This is a genomic window from Nocardia sp. NPDC052001 (assembly GCF_040680615.1).
Lineage (GTDB): Bacteria > Actinomycetota > Actinomycetes > Mycobacteriales > Mycobacteriaceae > Nocardia.
Window position 1 is genome coordinate 1200837 of the sequence record NZ_JBFAXC010000002.1, and the last position, 15071, is coordinate 1215907.

General features: G+C 67.0%; 16 protein-coding genes and 2 pseudogenes. 5 read left to right on the forward strand and 13 right to left on the reverse strand.

What is annotated here, in order from left to right:
- From AB0L82_RS13955 to AB0L82_RS13980, 6 genes are all read right to left on the reverse strand, one after another.
- On the reverse strand, nt 1–1083 hold the full coding sequence (locus tag AB0L82_RS13955; protein WP_364636079.1) for a ferrochelatase: 1083 nt from the start codon (nt 1081–1083) through the stop codon (nt 1–3).
- A 37-nt stretch (nt 1084–1120) separates the two neighbouring features.
- Nucleotides 1121–1957 (reverse strand): NADH-dependent enoyl-ACP reductase InhA, encoded by an 837-nt coding sequence (gene inhA / locus AB0L82_RS13960; RefSeq protein WP_364635099.1) that lies wholly within the window; start codon nt 1955–1957, stop codon nt 1121–1123.
- 70 nt (nt 1958–2027) lie between these two features.
- Complete coding sequence (gene fabG1 / locus AB0L82_RS13965) at nt 2028–2747, reverse strand: 3-oxoacyl-ACP reductase FabG1 (RefSeq protein ID WP_364635102.1); 720 nt, start codon at nt 2745–2747, stop codon at nt 2028–2030.
- Nucleotides 2748–2796: 49 nt separating this feature from the next.
- Nucleotides 2797–3801: a VWA domain-containing protein gene (locus tag AB0L82_RS13970; protein WP_364635105.1), complete on the reverse strand. Its 1005-nt coding sequence runs from the start codon at nt 3799–3801 to the stop codon at nt 2797–2799.
- The gene (locus AB0L82_RS13975; protein ID WP_364636082.1) at nt 3798–4766 is read right to left on the reverse strand and encodes a DUF58 domain-containing protein; all 969 of its coding nucleotides are present in this window, start codon (nt 4764–4766) and stop codon (nt 3798–3800) included. Before AB0L82_RS13975 ends, AB0L82_RS13970 begins: the two co-directional genes overlap by 4 nt.
- 32 nt (nt 4767–4798) lie before the next feature.
- On the reverse strand, nt 4799–6019 hold the full coding sequence (locus AB0L82_RS13980; RefSeq protein WP_364635108.1) for an AAA family ATPase: 1221 nt from the start codon (nt 6017–6019) through the stop codon (nt 4799–4801).
- Between the two features lie 315 nt (nt 6020–6334).
- On the opposite strand from AB0L82_RS13980, the gene AB0L82_RS13985 reads away from it, so the two are divergent.
- On the forward strand, nt 6335–6544 hold the full coding sequence (locus AB0L82_RS13985; RefSeq protein WP_364635111.1) for a TOBE domain-containing protein: 210 nt from the start codon (nt 6335–6337) through the stop codon (nt 6542–6544).
- Nucleotides 6545–6547: 3 nt separating this feature from the next.
- On the opposite strand, the gene AB0L82_RS13990 is transcribed toward AB0L82_RS13985, so the two are convergent.
- Complete coding sequence (locus AB0L82_RS13990) at nt 6548–8467, reverse strand: CocE/NonD family hydrolase (protein ID WP_364635114.1); 1920 nt, start codon at nt 8465–8467, stop codon at nt 6548–6550.
- A gap of 124 nt (nt 8468–8591) precedes the next feature.
- Here AB0L82_RS13990 and AB0L82_RS13995 point away from each other — a divergent pair, with 124 nt between their 5' ends.
- Nucleotides 8592–9248, forward strand: coding sequence for a TetR/AcrR family transcriptional regulator (locus AB0L82_RS13995; protein WP_364635117.1), 657 nt, complete (start codon nt 8592–8594; stop codon nt 9246–9248).
- Between the two features lie 5 nt (nt 9249–9253).
- Here AB0L82_RS13995 and AB0L82_RS14000 read toward each other — a convergent pair whose 3' ends face one another.
- The 3 genes and pseudogenes from AB0L82_RS14000 to AB0L82_RS14010 all read right to left on the reverse strand — a co-directional run.
- Entirely contained in the window at nt 9254–10006 is a 753-nt protein-coding gene (locus AB0L82_RS14000) for an alpha/beta hydrolase (protein ID WP_364635120.1), read from the reverse strand.
- 57 nt (nt 10007–10063) lie between these two features.
- Nucleotides 10064–10549, reverse strand: a complete 486-nt coding sequence (locus tag AB0L82_RS14005) for a pyridoxamine 5'-phosphate oxidase family protein (protein ID WP_364635124.1) — start codon at nt 10547–10549, stop codon at nt 10064–10066.
- A gap of 62 nt (nt 10550–10611) precedes the next feature.
- A pseudogene (locus AB0L82_RS14010) lies at nt 10612–10863 on the reverse strand (helix-turn-helix transcriptional regulator); the annotation flags it as partial.
- On the opposite strand from AB0L82_RS14010, the pseudogene AB0L82_RS14015 reads away from it, so the two are divergent.
- Nucleotides 10863–11624, forward strand: a pseudogene (locus AB0L82_RS14015) (MFS transporter); the annotation flags it as partial. The pseudogenes AB0L82_RS14010 and AB0L82_RS14015 sit on opposite strands and share 1 nt — an antisense overlap.
- Here the strand turns inward: AB0L82_RS14015 and AB0L82_RS14020 are convergent.
- Complete coding sequence (locus AB0L82_RS14020; protein ID WP_364635127.1) at nt 11578–12489, reverse strand: ADP-ribosylglycohydrolase family protein; 912 nt, start codon at nt 12487–12489, stop codon at nt 11578–11580. The pseudogene AB0L82_RS14015 and the gene AB0L82_RS14020 sit on opposite strands and share 47 nt — an antisense overlap.
- 145 nt (nt 12490–12634) lie before the next feature.
- On the opposite strand from AB0L82_RS14020, the gene AB0L82_RS14025 reads away from it, so the two are divergent.
- Both AB0L82_RS14025 and AB0L82_RS14030 read left to right on the forward strand, forming a co-directional pair.
- Nucleotides 12635–13537: an aminoglycoside phosphotransferase family protein gene (locus AB0L82_RS14025; RefSeq protein ID WP_364635130.1), complete on the forward strand. Its 903-nt coding sequence runs from the start codon at nt 12635–12637 to the stop codon at nt 13535–13537.
- Between the two features lie 213 nt (nt 13538–13750).
- Nucleotides 13751–14221, forward strand: a complete 471-nt coding sequence (locus AB0L82_RS14030; protein WP_364635133.1) for an NUDIX domain-containing protein — start codon at nt 13751–13753, stop codon at nt 14219–14221.
- Here the strand turns inward: AB0L82_RS14030 and AB0L82_RS14035 are convergent.
- Both AB0L82_RS14035 and AB0L82_RS14040 read right to left on the reverse strand, forming a co-directional pair.
- The gene (locus tag AB0L82_RS14035; protein ID WP_364635136.1) at nt 14165–14521 is read right to left on the reverse strand and encodes a transcriptional regulator; all 357 of its coding nucleotides are present in this window, start codon (nt 14519–14521) and stop codon (nt 14165–14167) included. The two genes, AB0L82_RS14030 and AB0L82_RS14035, sit on opposite strands and share 57 nt — an antisense overlap.
- Nucleotides 14518–14982: a hypothetical protein gene (locus AB0L82_RS14040; RefSeq protein WP_364635139.1), complete on the reverse strand. Its 465-nt coding sequence runs from the start codon at nt 14980–14982 to the stop codon at nt 14518–14520. Before AB0L82_RS14040 ends, AB0L82_RS14035 begins: the two co-directional genes overlap by 4 nt.
- Nucleotides 14983–15071 lie beyond the last annotated feature (89 nt).

Here is a 15071-nt window from a genome sequence, read left to right on the forward strand (position 1 = left end):
CTATCGCTGCGGCCGCGCGGGCAACTCGCAACAGCCGGGGGCACAGGGCATTCCATTGCGGGTGCAGCCCAGGCTGGGCATATCGCTCAACTTGACCGGTTCGGCACCGGTGAGCCGCTCCTCGACGAGATCGACCACCATGCGGGCGAAACGCGCATCCGCACCCGCGGTTCCGGCACGCACGAACGCCATATCCAGTTCGGCCGCACGTTGTTTCGCCTCATTGTCGAGATCCCAGATGACCTCGAGGTGATCGGAGACGAACCCGATCGGGCACACCACGACCGCCCGCACCCCTTGCGCCGCAAGCGCATCCAGATGATCGACGATATCGGGCTCCAGCCACGGCACCTGCGGCGGTCCGGACCGGGACTGCCAGACCACGTCGTACTCACCGAAACCCGTTGCGGTGGCGGCTAGTCGAGCGGCCTCGGCGATCTGACGGCTGTACAGTCCCTGCTCCCCCGGCGGACCGGAGGCGATATCGGCCGAGACCGGAATCGAATGCGCGGTGAAAACCAGCCTGGCATCGGCTCGCCGCTCGGCGGGCAACGAATCCACGGCCGCGCGAATCCCGTCCGCCACCGACTCGATGAACAGCGGATGATCGAAATACTGTCGCAGCTTCACCAATTCGGGCGCGTTCAGCACATCGGCGCGCGCCCGGGCGATGTCCTCGTGGTATTGCCGGCACCCGGAATAGCCGCCCCACGCCGAGGTGGGAAACACCAGGGCGGAACGGATTCCGTCCACCCGCATCCCCTCGACGGTGTCCTCCACCATTGGATGCCAATTGCGATTGCCGAAATACACCGGCAAATCGATTCCGCGCGCAGCGAATTCGGCCTCGACCGCCTTGATGATGTCGAGATTCAAGGCATTGATCGGCGAGACCCCGCCGAAGTGCAGATAGTGTTCGGCGACTTCGGCGAGGCGTTCGGGCGGTACGCCCCGGCCTCGAGTGACGTTCTCCAGGAACGGCATCACGTCTTCGGGGCGCTCGGGGCCGCCGAAGGACAGCAGCAGCAGTGCGTCCACTTCATCAGTAGCGGGTTCCCCGGCATCGATGCCGGGATTCTGCACTACCACCGCCGGATCTCCTTCAGCTAGTTGTTGCGGATCAGTTCGAGAACCCGTCGGCCGGGAACCAGGTGTTATGGCTGGCCCCGCCGTCGACATAGATGATCGATCCGGTGGTGCCCGGCAGCCAATCGGACAGCAGGGTCACCACGGACTTGGCCACCACCGTCGGGTCGTCGACATCCCAGCCGATCGGGGAAGCGCCGTCCCAGTAGGTGTTCAGCATGTTCAGCTGCTTGGCGTCATCGGTGGCGGTGCCCGCGATGGCCTTGGCGGCGAGGGTCTTGATCGGACCCGCGGCGACCAGGTTGGAGCGAATCCGCTTGGCCTCGCCCACCTCTCGCGCCACGTACCGGTTCACCGACTCGAGCGCGGCCTTGGCCACACCCATCCAGTTGTAGTACGGCATGGCGGTGCGCGGATCGAAGTCCATGCCCACGATGGAGCCGCCCTCGTTCATGGCGGGGAGTACGGCGCGAGCGAGCGAGGCGTAGCTCCAGGCCGAGATCTCGAACGCCTTGGCGGCGTCCGGGCCCGGACCCTCCAGGAACGGCTTGGCCTCGGGACCCATCAGGGTGCGCGGGGCGAAGGCGATGGAGTGCAGGACGCCGTCCACACCCTCGGGCGCGAGCTCGGCCAGCTTCCCGGCCAACTCGCCCAGGTTCTCCTCATTGGTGACATCGAGCGCGATGGCCGGGGGAACCTCCTTCGGCAGGCGCTTGGCGATCCGGTCGATCAGCCGCAGCCGCTCCGGAATACCGGTGATGATCACCTTGGCGCCCTGCTCCTGCGCGACCGCGGCCGCGTGGAAAGCGATGGACGAATCGGTGATGATGCCCGTGATCAGAACGGTCTTGCCTGCAAGCAATCCACTCATGGGTTAGTTGGTTCTCCTCGTTGAAAGTACTGGTGGCCTGTGCGATCGGGGTCCGGCTGAGCCGAAAGGCTCAGTGGCCCATGCCCATTCCGCCGTCGACGGGGATGATGGCCCCGGAGATGTAGGACGCGTCGTCCGAGGCCAGGAAGCTGATCGCCGCGGCGACATCCTCGGCCTGGCCGATGCGACCGGCGGGGATGAATTCCAGTGCCTTCTCCCGCATCTCGGGAGTCATGTCCTCACGGGTCATATCGGTGTCGATGAGGCCGGGCGCGACCACGTTCGCGGTGATATTGCGCTTGCCGACCTCACGGGTGATGGCGCGCGCCATACCGACCAGACCGGCCTTGGCCGCGGCGTAGTTGACCTGACCGGGCGCGCCGACCTGACCGACGACCGAGCCCAGGAAGATGACCCGGCCCCAGCGGCCCTTGAGCATATTGCGGTTGGCGCGCTGGGCAACTCGCCACGCACCGGTGAGGTTGGCGTCGATGACCTTGGTGAAGGAGTCCTCGCTCATCCGCATGAAGAGCGTGTTGTCCACGATGCCCGCATTGGCGACGATGACCTCGACCGGACCCTGGTGCGCCTCGACCTCGGCGAACGCGCGATCCACCGACTCCGCATCGGTGACATCGCATTTCACGCCGAAGAGACCTTCGGGCACACCCGAACCGCGATGCGTGACGGCGACCTTGTGACCGTCGGCGAGCAGACGCTGTGCCACCGCGAGACCGATTCCGCGGTTGCCGCCGGTCACCAGTACCGACCGGGATGTGATGTTCGACATAGAGGGAAACCTATCTGTTCGTGTTCGGGACTCGGCGCGCGGTACCGATTTACGGCAGACGCTGACGATAGAGCAGTGCGGTCACCACACCGGCGGCGGTCACCAGCAGACCGAATATCAGCCAGGGGCGGCTCGCGTCACCCATCGTCATCTCGTACCCGATTTGCTGTTCCAGAGTGTCGTAGACGGCGTTCAATTCTTCCAGGCTGGAGGCGGTGTAGAAGTCACCGCCGGACAACTTGGCGATCTCGCGCAGTGAATCGTCATCAACCGGAACCCGTACCCGCTGTGAGCCTTTGCCGTCCTGATCCGGAATCTCGACGGTGCCCCACGTCGTACCGAACGAAATGGTCGACACCGGAACGCCTTTCTCCTTCGCCAGACGCGCGGCGGTGAAGCCGTGGCGAGGATTGTCGACGTCCTTGTCGTCCGGGACGGTCTGCTTACCGTCGGACATCAGCACGATGCGCGCGGGCGGCGGGGTTTCCGCGCCGCCGAGCACCGAGGCGAGCGTATCGATCGATTGCAGTGCGGTGAGAATGCCTTCACCGGTGGCGGTGCGCTCGGCCAGCTTCATATTGTCGATGGCGGCCTTGACCGCCTGCCGATTGGTCGTCGGCGACATCTGCACCGACGCGGTACCGGCGAAGGTGACCAGGCCCAGATTGATACCCGGGGTCAGACCGTCCGCGAATTCCTTGGCCGCCTTCTTGGCCACCTGAATTCGGCTCGGCGGCACATCGGTGGCCTCCATGGACAGCGAAACGTCGATCACCAGAATCACGGTCGCCCGGTTGCGCGCCACCTTCTTGGCGGCGGTCGGACCGGCGGCGGCGAAGGTGAGCAGCATCAATCCGACCAGCAGCAGCGCGATCGGAACGTGCCGGAACCAGCCCGGCCGACTCGGCGCGACCTTCTCCAGCATCTCCATATTGGAGAAACGCAGGACGTGTCTGCGCCTGCGCTGCTGCACCAGCACATACACAAGCGCCATGATCGCGACCACGGCGAGGAAACCCAGCCACCAGGTGTGGGTGAAATTCGAAAGACTCACTGTCGTGGCACCCGCCCGGCATTCGAGGCGCCGAAGGTATGGCGCCGGGTGGACACGAATCGGACCACATCGGTGATCCAATCCCGGTCGGTACGCAATTCCATCACCGGCGCACCACAACTGCGCAATGCCAGCTCCACCTGTTCGCGGTGGCGCTGCGCGGCATTGGCGTAATCGGCGCGCAGGGTGGGGGTCACACTGAATTCGCGGGTGCGGCCGGTCTCCGGATCGTGCAGCACCACATCACCGAGATCGGGCAGCTCGATATCGCGCGGATCGAGCACCTCGACCGCGAGCAGATCGTGGCGGCCGGAAATGGCGCGCAACGAACGCTGCCAATCGATATCACCGAGGAAATCGGAGATGACCACGGCCAGACCGCGTTTGCGCTGCGGACGGCGCAGCGATTCGATCGCGCCCTGCAGATCGCCGCGCACACCGTCGCGGGCGTGCGGGGTGGTGGCGATCTTGCGCAGCATGGCGGTCGCGTGCACGCGACCGCTGCGGGCCGGAATGCGAATCAGCTGTTCGCCATTGGCGATGACCGCGCCGATCCGATTACCGCCGCCGCTGGTCAGATGGGTGACCGCGGCCGCGGCCGCCACCGCCAGATCACGCTTCTCGCACAGCGCGGTGCCGAAGTCGAGACTGGCGGACAGGTCCACCACCAGCCAGGTCTCCAGTTCGCGGTCCGCGATGGTCTGGCGCACATGCGCGTGCGTGGTACGGGCGGTGACCGACCAATCCATCTGGCGCACATCATCACCCGGCTGATACATGCGCGCATCGCCGGCGTCCGAACCCGGGCCGGGGATGAGGCCGAGGTGATCACCGTGCAGGACGCCGTCCAGGCGACGGCGCACGGTGAGTTCGAGGGTCTTCAACGCCGCCGCCAGACGCGGATCTGTCAGCTCACCCTGCCGGAACGAGGGCGGGGCGTGTGAGGAACCACTGGGATTTGAGATCGTCACGGGCGCAACCGAATCCGGGCCTCGCCTCACTTGGGCTGGGGCTGGCCGGGAATCCCGGGCACCTGACCGTTAGGGGCCTGCGGAATCCCCTGCGGCGGCTGCGGAATGCCCTGCTGACCCTGCGGCGGCTGCGGGATCCCGGGCGCACCCTGCGGACCCATGACCGGCGGCGCGGCGGGCATCGGCGCGGGCTGGCCACCCGGGGCGACGGCCTGCGGGGCGACCTGCGGCAGGCCGACGGTCTGCAGTACGCGCTTGATCACGTCATCGGGCGAAACCTCGTCGGCCAGTGCGTCGTACGAGAGCACCAGGCGGTGCCGCAGCACATCCGGGATCACCTCGACCACATCCTGCGGGACCACGTAATCGCGGCCGCGAATGAGCGCCACGGCGCGCGCGGCGGCGATGATGCCCAGGCTGGCACGCGGCGAAGCGCCGTAGGAGATCCATCCGGCCACATCGTGCATACCGAAATCGGCGGGCTTACGGGTGGCGGCGATGACCCGGACCACGTAATCCACCAGCGCGTGGTGCACGAAGGTATTGGCGGCGACCTTCTGCAGGCGCACCAGCTCGTCCGGGTCCAGCACCGGCTTGGCCTCGGGCGGGGTGACGCCCATCCGGTAGATGATCTCGCGCTCCTCCTCGACGGAGGGGTAATCCACGACCACCTTGAACAGGAAGCGGTCACGCTGCGCCTCGGGCAGCGGGTACACGCCTTCGCTCTCGATGGGGTTCTGAGTCGCCATGACCAGGAATGGATTAGGCATCGGGTAGGTCTTGCCGCCGATGGACACGTGCCGCTCGGCCATGACCTCGAGCAGCGCCGACTGCACCTTGGCGGGCGCGCGGTTGATCTCGTCGGCGAGCACGAAGTTCGCCACGACCGGACCGAGTTCGGTATCGAACTCCTCGCGGCCCTGCCGGTAGATGCGGGTACCGACGAGGTCGGTGGGCACCAGGTCCGGGGTGAACTGCACGCGGGAGAAGCTGCCGCCCACCACCTTTGCGAAGGTCTCCACGGCCAGGGTCTTGGCGATACCGGGCACACCCTCGAGCAGCACGTGACCGCGCGCGAGCACACCTACCAGCAGCCGTTCGACCAGCCGATCCTGACCGACGATCACCCGTTTGACTTCGTAGATCGCCTTTTCCAGGGTCTGGACATCGCGCTCGAGGGTGTTCGGCGGCGGCGCGTCCTTCACCGTACTTACCCCGCTCACACCATCAGTCGAAGTCACCAACATCCCCGCTTTCGCTTTGGTCCAGTGCGTTGCCGCACCAACTATTCCAGGTATCCGGCGCGTTCGCCGCACCCGGTTGGGTCAAATGCCGATGTCGCGGCGCGGGCGGATCGGCGCATTCGTCCGATCATCGCCCGTTCACGCCGATGACCTGGCTATTCTCTCTCGAAACTGAGAATTTCCAGGGAACTTCGATGCTCCGGGTATTCGCATTCCGCGCCGACTTCGCGCACCTGTACCCGGCGCGCCGGGCCGGGCGGCCTGGAATCGGATCGCACCTCCCACAGCGAACAGCGGGTGCTCCGTACACTCCGGCGCATGCGACTGAGTACTCGAAATCAGCTCGATGGCACTGTCATTTCGATTACCCGCGGTGAGGCGATGGCGGTTGTGCGCATTCGACTCAATGGCGGGGATGAGATCACCTCGTCGATCACCCGCGATGCCGTGGATGATCTCGGTCTGGTCGATGGCACCGCGGTGAAGGTGCTGATCAAGTCGACCGAGGTCACCCTCGGAATCGAATAGGGCTCACAGGCCGGGGCGACCCTGGATCGGGAGATTGACGAAACTGGGGTCGGCCGGGTCCAGCCGAATGTGCTGGGGGCGGTAACCGGAGTCGCGAGCGGTCACTCCGATGGGCAGGGCGCGCGGGATGCTGGCGGCATAGATATCGATGCGCAGGCGATGACCCGGCTGGACGACGGCGTCGGTGGCGAGCAGGCCGATATCGAGAGTGGTTGGCACGCCGGGGGTTTGCGGATCGCGGGCGGTGACGTCCAGCGGGTGGTATGCCTCGATATAGTCCCCGTTCGCGCTGCGCGAGCTGCGTTGCGGGTCCACCGCGCGCAGGGCGGCGGTGAGCTGACCGCTGGAGATGACCGTCGAGGTGCCATCGGGGGCGACATCGTTGACCGAGACGTCCCAGAAACCGTCGGTGGCGTCCAGGATCGTGTTCAGGTGCAGGTTCATCTGCCCGGATAGCGCGGTCGGCGATTCGGCGGCGGGGGTGGTGAAGGTGAGCGCCTCGGCTTCGGCGAAACGCGAATCCCATTCGCAGCCCGAACCCAGGATCAGGGCCAGACCGGCGGTGCCCTCGGAGGCTTGCCGTGAGCACAGACCGCGCACACCGGGCGCGACCGTCAGCTGTGCGGCGGCGTTCGGCGGTGCGCTGCTCAGGCTGCCGTCCGCGAGTGCGTGCGGTGCGGTTCCACTGGAATCGGCGGTGAGATAACGGCGTTCGTAGTTCACTCCCCCGCGCGGGAAGGTGTCGGCGGTGGTCCAGCCGCCGCCCTGCTGGAAAAGCGTGACGGGGCCGTAGCCGTCGATGCCGTTGTCGATTCCCTTGAGCCACTTGTCGAACCACGCGCGCTGCAATGCGGGGACCGCCGGGGGTCCGGCCGGTGTGCCGAAATCGGCGGTGGCGGTGACGTGATAGCCATTGCCCATGACGAGCTGCTTCCGACCCGGCGGCAAGGGAATCGCGTTGTAGATGCGGGGCTCGCTGTAGGCGAAGATATCGTGCCAGCCGCCGATCACGAAGGTGGGCACGGTGATCTGCGTCGGATCGGATTGCCGTTCGCGATACCACTGGCTGTACCCCGCGAGATCGACCGTGGCCGGAGGCAGACTGGACAGATCCGAGACGGTCAGCGCGTCGAAGAGTTGCGGGAGCAGGGTCGCCGGATCCGACAGTCGATCCGACAGCCACTTCGCGTCGAATCGCCCCTGTAGCAACGCCTGTAGATCGGGCAGCCATTTGGTGCCGTTGACGATGCTCAGCCACATGGGCATGAATCCGATGCCGATCGCGCCGCCGGTGCCGACGATATCGCGGAACAGATCCGAGCCCGGAATGATCGGCAGGATCGCTTTGAGAGCGGGCGGGCGATGCGCGGCGGCCTGCACAGCGGTGATGCCGAGGTAGGACGCGCCGGTCATCCCGATTCGCCCGTCCGAGAAGGGCTGGCGCGCAGCCCAATCGATGACCTCCAGGGTGTCGGCCTGCTCGCGCGGGCCGAGCACGTCCCATACGCCCTCGGAAAATCCGGTGCCGCGCACATCGGCGACCACCTCGACATAGCCGCTGCGCACCAACTCCGGTGTGATGCCCATCTGACCGGCCATCGCGCCCTTGGATTCGGCGCTCAGATCGCTCATCAATTTGGTGTACGGGGTCATGGTGACGATGGTGGGGAACGGTGTCTCGATCGCGCGGCCCTGATCGTCGGCGGGCCGATACACATTGGCCTTCAACACTATTCCGTCGCTCATGGTGACCGGAACATCGTGGTCGACGGTCATTCCGGGATAGGTGAGCTGCTGGGAATCCGCCGCCCAGCCCGGTGCGCTCACTCCGCCGGGATCATCGGCGTGCGTGGGCGGTGCGAATGCCGCGACCACCGCGATGGATACAGCGCCGATCAGGATTCGCCAGTGCGCAGAAGCCACGTCGTACCACCAGAACTTCCAAAGTTGTTGTGCGTCACACCGTTACCTCCGGTGTGACGCGGACAACCCTGACACAGCTTTACTTCAAAGTAAAGCATTCTCACCAGGCGATACGCTGAGGCCGATGCCACCCACACAGCGCCGCCCCACCGATGACGAACTACTCGACGCCGCCTGCGCGGTCTTCGCCGAGCACGGCTATCGCGCCGCGAGCATGGATGCCATCGCGCGCCGGGCGAATTCGACCAAGCCCACGCTCTACGCGCACTTCGGCTCGAAACCCGAGCTGTTCCGGCGGCTCTTCCGGCGCGAGGCCGAGGTCATGCAGGCCACGCTGCTGCCGGTGTACGAAACCCTGCCCGGCCGTGAGCTTTCCGATATGGTTCAGGCCGCGCTCGGCGCGGGATTGCGCTACGGCGAGGAGCATCCGCACGGTGCGGCGGTGGTCGGCGCGGTCATGAACGGTGACGGACCGGATCCCGAACTCGGGCACGGCCTGCTGGACACCCTCATCGACGCCATCGCCTCCGTCGTGGAGGACACCCTGCGCCGCAATAACCGCGATCCGGGCCCGCTCGGACCGGTGCTCGCCGCGCTCATGTGGGGTTCGGCGATCGAGGCCAGCCGGGTCGCGCATCGCGTCGAGATCACCGGACCCGAACTCGCGGACTGGATCACCACGTACACGATCGGCGGACTACAGGCGACCTTGGCGCGCAGTCTCGCCGACCGGCGGCGGACGATCGACGCGGCGAGCGAAAACGGTGCGGCATCAGCCTGATTCAGCTATCGCGGCGTGTCCGGAATGGCGGTGAGGAACCGTTCCAGCCGCTCGGTGAAACCCGGTGCCGCCGCGACGAAATGCCCCGCACCCGGTGCGATCAACCGCTCCGCACCCAGGGTCGCGGCGAGCCCGTCACAGATCCGCTCCAGCCCGGCCGTATGCGCACCCGAGACCACCAGCGCGGGAATGCCGCCGGCGCGCAATGCCTCCAGATCGATCCGAATCTCACCGGGCAACCGCGCGTACTGCGCCCGCCGCACGGCCGCCCGCACCGGCTCGGGCAGTGGTCCGGGGCCGATCCCCGGGGAACCCGCGAGCGTGAGGAACTCACGCAGCGAATCCGGTTCGGCGGCAAGACCATCCGTGAGCACAGCGTCACCGATACCGCGCAGCCGGACCACAGCGGGATCATCGGGCGCGACGAAATACAGCGGCGGTTCGATAATGGTCAGCGACCGCACACAAGCGGGATCACGGGCCGCCGCCAACAGCGTCCCGAGCGTCCCATAAGAATGCGCCACCACATGCGGCCGATGCGCCCGGAACAGGCCCGCGAGATCCTCCGCATCGACCTCGAAATCATGCCGCTCACACACCGGCGGACTGGGCTCGAACCCCCGCCGATACACCGTCAGCACCGTCCAGCGCTCCCCCAACGCCTCCATCCCCGCCCACGTGGTCCGCGGCCCCGCGCCCCCGTGCACCAGCATCACCGCCGGCCCCCGCCCCACCCGCTCCACCACGAGATCATCCATGCGCCCCAGTGTCGGCCCGTTAGGCCATTCCGTCGAGCACTCCTGCCGGGTTCGCGCTCACTCCCCCATCATCACCGGATACCGCACCCATCGGAAACTCGTGAATTCGATATCGCGGACATAGGCGAAATCCGACCACAGCAGCCGCCCGCCCCTGAGTGCGAGCATCGGCCGCACCCGCCGCCGAACCTGTTCGAGCTCAGCCGCATTCGCCAATCGCTTAGGGCCCACCGTGCCGTACAGCCGCACCCCGGGCGGGGTCCGGAACCGGCCCGTCAGCAGCGACCGGAACCAGAACAGCGAACCGCTGTCCACCGCCAGCAGGCACACTCGCGAACCGGCATCCACGTTGCGCGCCAACGCGTTCGTGTACTGATCGAAGTAGAACCCGCTGCGGTCATCCCGCAGAAACACCGTTCCGACCGGCGTCACATTCGGCATCCCGTCATCGTCCACCGAAGCGATCGCGAAATGCCCGGTCGTCTTCCGTCCGCGGGTGACAACCTCGCGTATCGAATCCCACTGCTCGGCGATGTCCGCCATCACTCCCCCGAAATCTCGAAATAGCTACCGGCGCAACATAGACCACGTGGCCGGTGACCGGATCACGGCCTGCGCACGCGGAATCCCGGGGTATGGCCGAGCGCTTGGCGGTAGACGTCGATGAACGCACTCGGGGTGGACCAGCCACAGCGATGAGCGACCGTGGAGACGGGGGTGTCGTCGGCGAGCAGTTGTACCGCGTGGTGCAGCCGCAGGCGAGTACGCCACTGCGGATAGGTCAGGGCGAATTCGGTGCGGAACAGGCGGGCCAGGGTGCGTTCGCCCGCGCCGACCCGGCGGGCGAGGTCGGGCAGACGCGGGTGTGAGCGCCACCGCCATGAGTCTGTTCGCCGCGGGCGGCAGTATCGGATTCTTCCTGGCCCCGGCGCTGGCCACACCCGCACTGGTCTCACTCGGTGTGGGTGCGACCGCGCTGTTCATCCCGCCCGCGGCCCTGATGGGTTTCGTGCTGTGGCGATATCAGCAGCGTCCGGAGCGAAAGACGTTCGCGGCGAACGATATCGACGGCCGCGACCGCTGGGCCCCGTTCCTGCTGCTGACCGCCGTCGAGGTGGTCCGCTCGATCATCTTCTTCGGCGTGAACACCTTCATCGCCCTGTACTGGATCAACCATCTGGGCTCGGGTCAGCCCCTGGGCGGTATGTCACTGACCGCATTCCTCACCGGCGGCGTCCTGGGCACCCTGACCGGCGGCCGCCTCGCCGACCGCGTCGGCATGCTCCGCACCATCCAATTCGGCAGCGCCGCCGCCATTCCCGCCTTCATCCTGCTGCGCATCACCCCCAGCCCAGAATTGGCCCTGCTACCCGCCATCCTGGTCGGCATCACCGTCAACATCCCCTTCGCGGTCCTGGTCAAACTCGGCCAGGACTACCTGCCCACCAAACCCGGCACCGCCTCCGGCGTCACCCTCGGCCTGGCCGTCAGCGCGGGCAACCTCTTCGTCCCCCTCCTGGGCGCACTGGCCGACCGCCACGGCCCCGAATCCGTCCTCACCGCCCTATGTTTCATTCCCCTGCCCGCGGTGGCCCTGAGCCTATTCCTGCCCCCGCCCACTCCGGCAACGGCTCACAGCGCGAAAGCCAGTGCAGCGGAGGAATATTCGACACCGATCGGGCAGCCAGAACCCCGCCGATAATCGCGCAGGTGGTGTCGATATCACCACCCGCCGCCGCAGCCGTCCAGCAGGCTTGTTCGAAGGAATCGCCGTGCTGCGCGACCACCCAGAGGCAGAACGGGACGGTATCGAGAGCCGAGGTCTTGTGGCCGACCCCCAATTCCGCCGCGGCCGTTGCGGAATCGCGCAGGGCACGGGCGTGCTGAATACCCTCGCGAACGGGGCCCGAAGGTGTGCGAGCGGCCACCGCCGCGAGGAGGTCATCGCCTCGCACCTCCGGCCGGGCGGCAACAATGGCTGCGGCAATGGCCACGGCGATCGCGCCGGATACCGCATCCGGATGGGCATGGGTGACCTCCGCGGAGGCGGCGGCCTCGACGTCGACCCGATCCGGATCATCGGCGAAATAGGCCCCCAACGGTGCGATCCGCATGGCAGCGCCATTGCCCCAGGATCCGCTCCCACCCCGCGCCAGGGACGCGAGTTCCCGCCAGGACTCACCCTGCTGGCGGATCCGGCGCAGAATTCGGCTGGTGCCGGGACCGTAGCGGCGATAGATGTCGTAGTGCTCGGCGAAGGATTTCGCCAGCGCGTCCTGGTCGATCCGGTCGTGCGCGTCCAGAATGGCGAAGATCGAGCAGGCCATCTCGGTGTCATCGGTCCAGAGCCACGGACCGGGCAGCAGTACGCGCGAGCGCAGCGCGGGGTGGTTGATCGGGTCGTCGAAGCATGCGCCGAAGGCGTCGCCCACGGCCACTCCGCGCAGCGACGCCAGGGCGCGTTCCCTGCGAGTGCTGATCACCTCGACAGTGTGTCAGCACTCGTGCCGGGTGACCGCACATGATCGCGCCGTCATATGCGCAACGGTTCCACGCCGGGTTTCCCTATTATCGAGAAATGCCCAGCGTTCCCGAGCCCGCATCGGTCGGCGGCAACCCCGCCGCCTCATGATCGAGATTCCGGAGGGATTCGCGCACAGCACGATCGCGCGGGAGGGCGAGGCCGGGCGGGCGTGGATCGCGGCCCTGCCCCGGGTGGTGGATGAGCTGATGTGGCGCTGGCACTGCGCCCCGGACGGTCCGGTGCTGCACGGCATGGTCGGGGTGGTGGTCCCGGTGCGCCATCGCGGAGCGACCGCCGCGGTGATCAAGGTCTCCTTCCCGCATCCGGGCAACGCGCATGAGCCGGACGCCTATACTGCATGGGGCGGGCGCGGAGCGTTGCGGCTCTTCGAACGCGATGACGAGCGGTTCGCGATGCTGTTGGAACGCGCGGAGTTTCGCACCCTCGCCACGGTGCGCGATCCGGAGCGAGCCGTGCGGATCCAGGGGCGGCTCGCGCGCCGACTCGCGGTCGAGCCGCCTTTCCCGCTACCCCGGCTATCGGATCAGGTGGTTCGCTGGGAGGACGAGATGCTGTCCACCGCAGCGGAATTCGATCACCCCATCCCGAGCGCCGTCCTCGATGCCGCCCTCGCCACCTTGCGCGAACTCGGCCCGGATCAGCCCGGCCTGCTCGTGCACGGCGACCTGCACGACGGGAACATTCTGGCCTCGGAGCGGGAGCCGTGGCTCGCGATCGATCCCAAGGGCCAGATCGGCGATCCGGCACAGGACGCGCTCAATGTCATTCGCAGCCCGCGCTTCGAGTCCTTGCTGCGCGCACCGGATTTGCGGGCGGGCGTGCTCCGGCTGCTCGATATCTATTGCGCGGCAGCCGAGATCGATAGCGATCGGACCCGGCGCTGGACCCAGGCCGGTGCGGTCCGCGAGGCGCTGTGGGGGCGGCGGCACGGCGATCCGGAGTGGCTGATACAGGCCACCGACAGTCTGGCCGCGGCGCTGACCTGAAATCGGAACCGGTGCATTCCTGTCACCGGCGTGAACTAGGCTTCGGGACACTGTGACAGCCGGTACCGGACGCATTAAACTTTTCGGCGCACCCGCCCGTACTGCGGAGATGCGCCGAAAGTCCGGATCGGCTTGGCTTCCAGTGGTTTTCCAGCGGTAGCGTAGAAACTGTGCCGGTCGATGGAGTCCGGCGGTACGGGATGTGGGTGCGAAGTGTGGGATTTCGAGGTTTCTCCCCGGCAATCGATCGGCGGATCGGTGCTGACCGAACTACAGGCGAAAGCCGAGACCGATGCGGTCGCATTGCGCATCGGCGTCGTGCTGGAGAACAACGGCGCTGTGCTGTTGCTGGAGCGCGAGGAATACGTGGCGGGCCGCCGGCCGCTGAACCTACCGGGCACAACGGTGCGCCCCGGTGAAGCACTGGCCGCCGCGGTGGCGCGGGCGGTACTCGAGGAGACCGGACTCACGGTCACCGACATCACCGCGCACGTCGGCAGTTTCGACTATCTGGACAATGCCGGAAAGCCGGTCCGCCGCGAACATTTCGCGGTCGAAGTGGCGAATGTGGGCCCGATCCGGCTGACCAACTACGGCGGCTACCGCTGGATTCCGCTCGATGGCGAACTACCGGTCACCTCGTCGATCCACCGCATCCTCACCGCCTACGGCGAACGGCGCTGATTCATCCGGAGCCACCCCGGCCACGATCTCCCGCAGTGCGGCGATGTGGCCGAGGAAGGCTTCCCGCCCCGCATCGGTCAACCGGGCGCGCACCTTGCGGCGACTGCCGTCCAGGCGGCGCTCGGTACCGATGTAGCCCGCCTCCTCGAGCGTCGCGAGCTGTTTGGACAGGGCCGAATCCGAGAGCCCGAGACGATCCTTGAGGAAGGCGAATTCCGCCCAGTCGGCCGCGGCGAGGGTCGCGACCAGCGACAGCCGGGTGCTGGGGTGAATCAATTCGTCGAACCGCGCCTCGGTCATGCGCGCGCCCAGCGACGCAGTACCCGCAGCAGCTCCGGCCCGCCGAATCCGATGATCGCCGCGACGATCACCGCCGCCCAGATGCCCGGATGCCGCGCGCCGTCGGCGTTGAGCGCGAACGCCGAACCGATTGTCACGCAGACGAATCCGAACAGCATGACGATCACCACGAGGGGCGTGCGCCGCCCGGCCACATCCGCCGACACCCGCACGCCACCGGTGCGCCGTCGCCCGTCCAGCAGCCGCGAGGCCGCGAACGCGTGCCCCGCGCCGAAGGCGAGCGTGGCGACCGATACCAGCCATTCCGGTCCGAGATCGCCGATCACGCCCAGCACGATCCAGCCGGCCGCCATCCCCCACCAGTACGCGCGCGGCAATCCGACCTCATCGGCCACCTGACGCCGCGCTCGCTCGGCTGCCTCGAGAGCGGCGCGAGCCTGATCCGGAGCAACGTTCTCCATGACGATTCCCTACTTTCCTATCAGGAAAGTAGCGTCTCACTTTCCCAGTAGGAAAGTCAAGGGTTCGCGGCGGTACCGGCGGGCCGGCA

Excerpts from the sequence above, each read along its gene's own strand:
- inhA (WP_364635099.1), bottom strand. The coding sequence starts at position 1,957 with ATGAGTGGATTGCTTGCAGGCAAGACCGTTCTGATCACGGGCATCATC.
- fabG1 (WP_364635102.1), bottom strand. The coding sequence starts at position 2,747 with ATGTCGAACATCACATCCCGGTCGGTACTGGTGACCGGCGGCAACCGC.
- AB0L82_RS13980 (WP_364635108.1), bottom strand. The coding sequence starts at position 6,019 with ATGTTGGTGACTTCGACTGATGGTGTGAGCGGGGTAAGTACGGTGAAG.
- AB0L82_RS13985 (WP_364635111.1), top strand. The coding sequence starts at position 6,335 with ATGCGACTGAGTACTCGAAATCAGCTCGATGGCACTGTCATTTCGATT.
- AB0L82_RS13995 (WP_364635117.1), top strand. The coding sequence starts at position 8,592 with ATGCCACCCACACAGCGCCGCCCCACCGATGACGAACTACTCGACGCC.
- AB0L82_RS14000 (WP_364635120.1), bottom strand. The coding sequence starts at position 10,006 with ATGGATGATCTCGTGGTGGAGCGGGTGGGGCGGGGGCCGGCGGTGATG.
- AB0L82_RS14005 (WP_364635124.1), bottom strand. The coding sequence starts at position 10,549 with ATGGCGGACATCGCCGAGCAGTGGGATTCGATACGCGAGGTTGTCACC.
- AB0L82_RS14025 (WP_364635130.1), top strand. The coding sequence starts at position 12,635 with ATGATCGAGATTCCGGAGGGATTCGCGCACAGCACGATCGCGCGGGAG.
- AB0L82_RS14035 (WP_364635136.1), bottom strand. The coding sequence starts at position 14,521 with ATGACCGAGGCGCGGTTCGACGAATTGATTCACCCCAGCACCCGGCTG.
- AB0L82_RS14040 (WP_364635139.1), bottom strand. The coding sequence starts at position 14,982 with ATGGAGAACGTTGCTCCGGATCAGGCTCGCGCCGCTCTCGAGGCAGCC.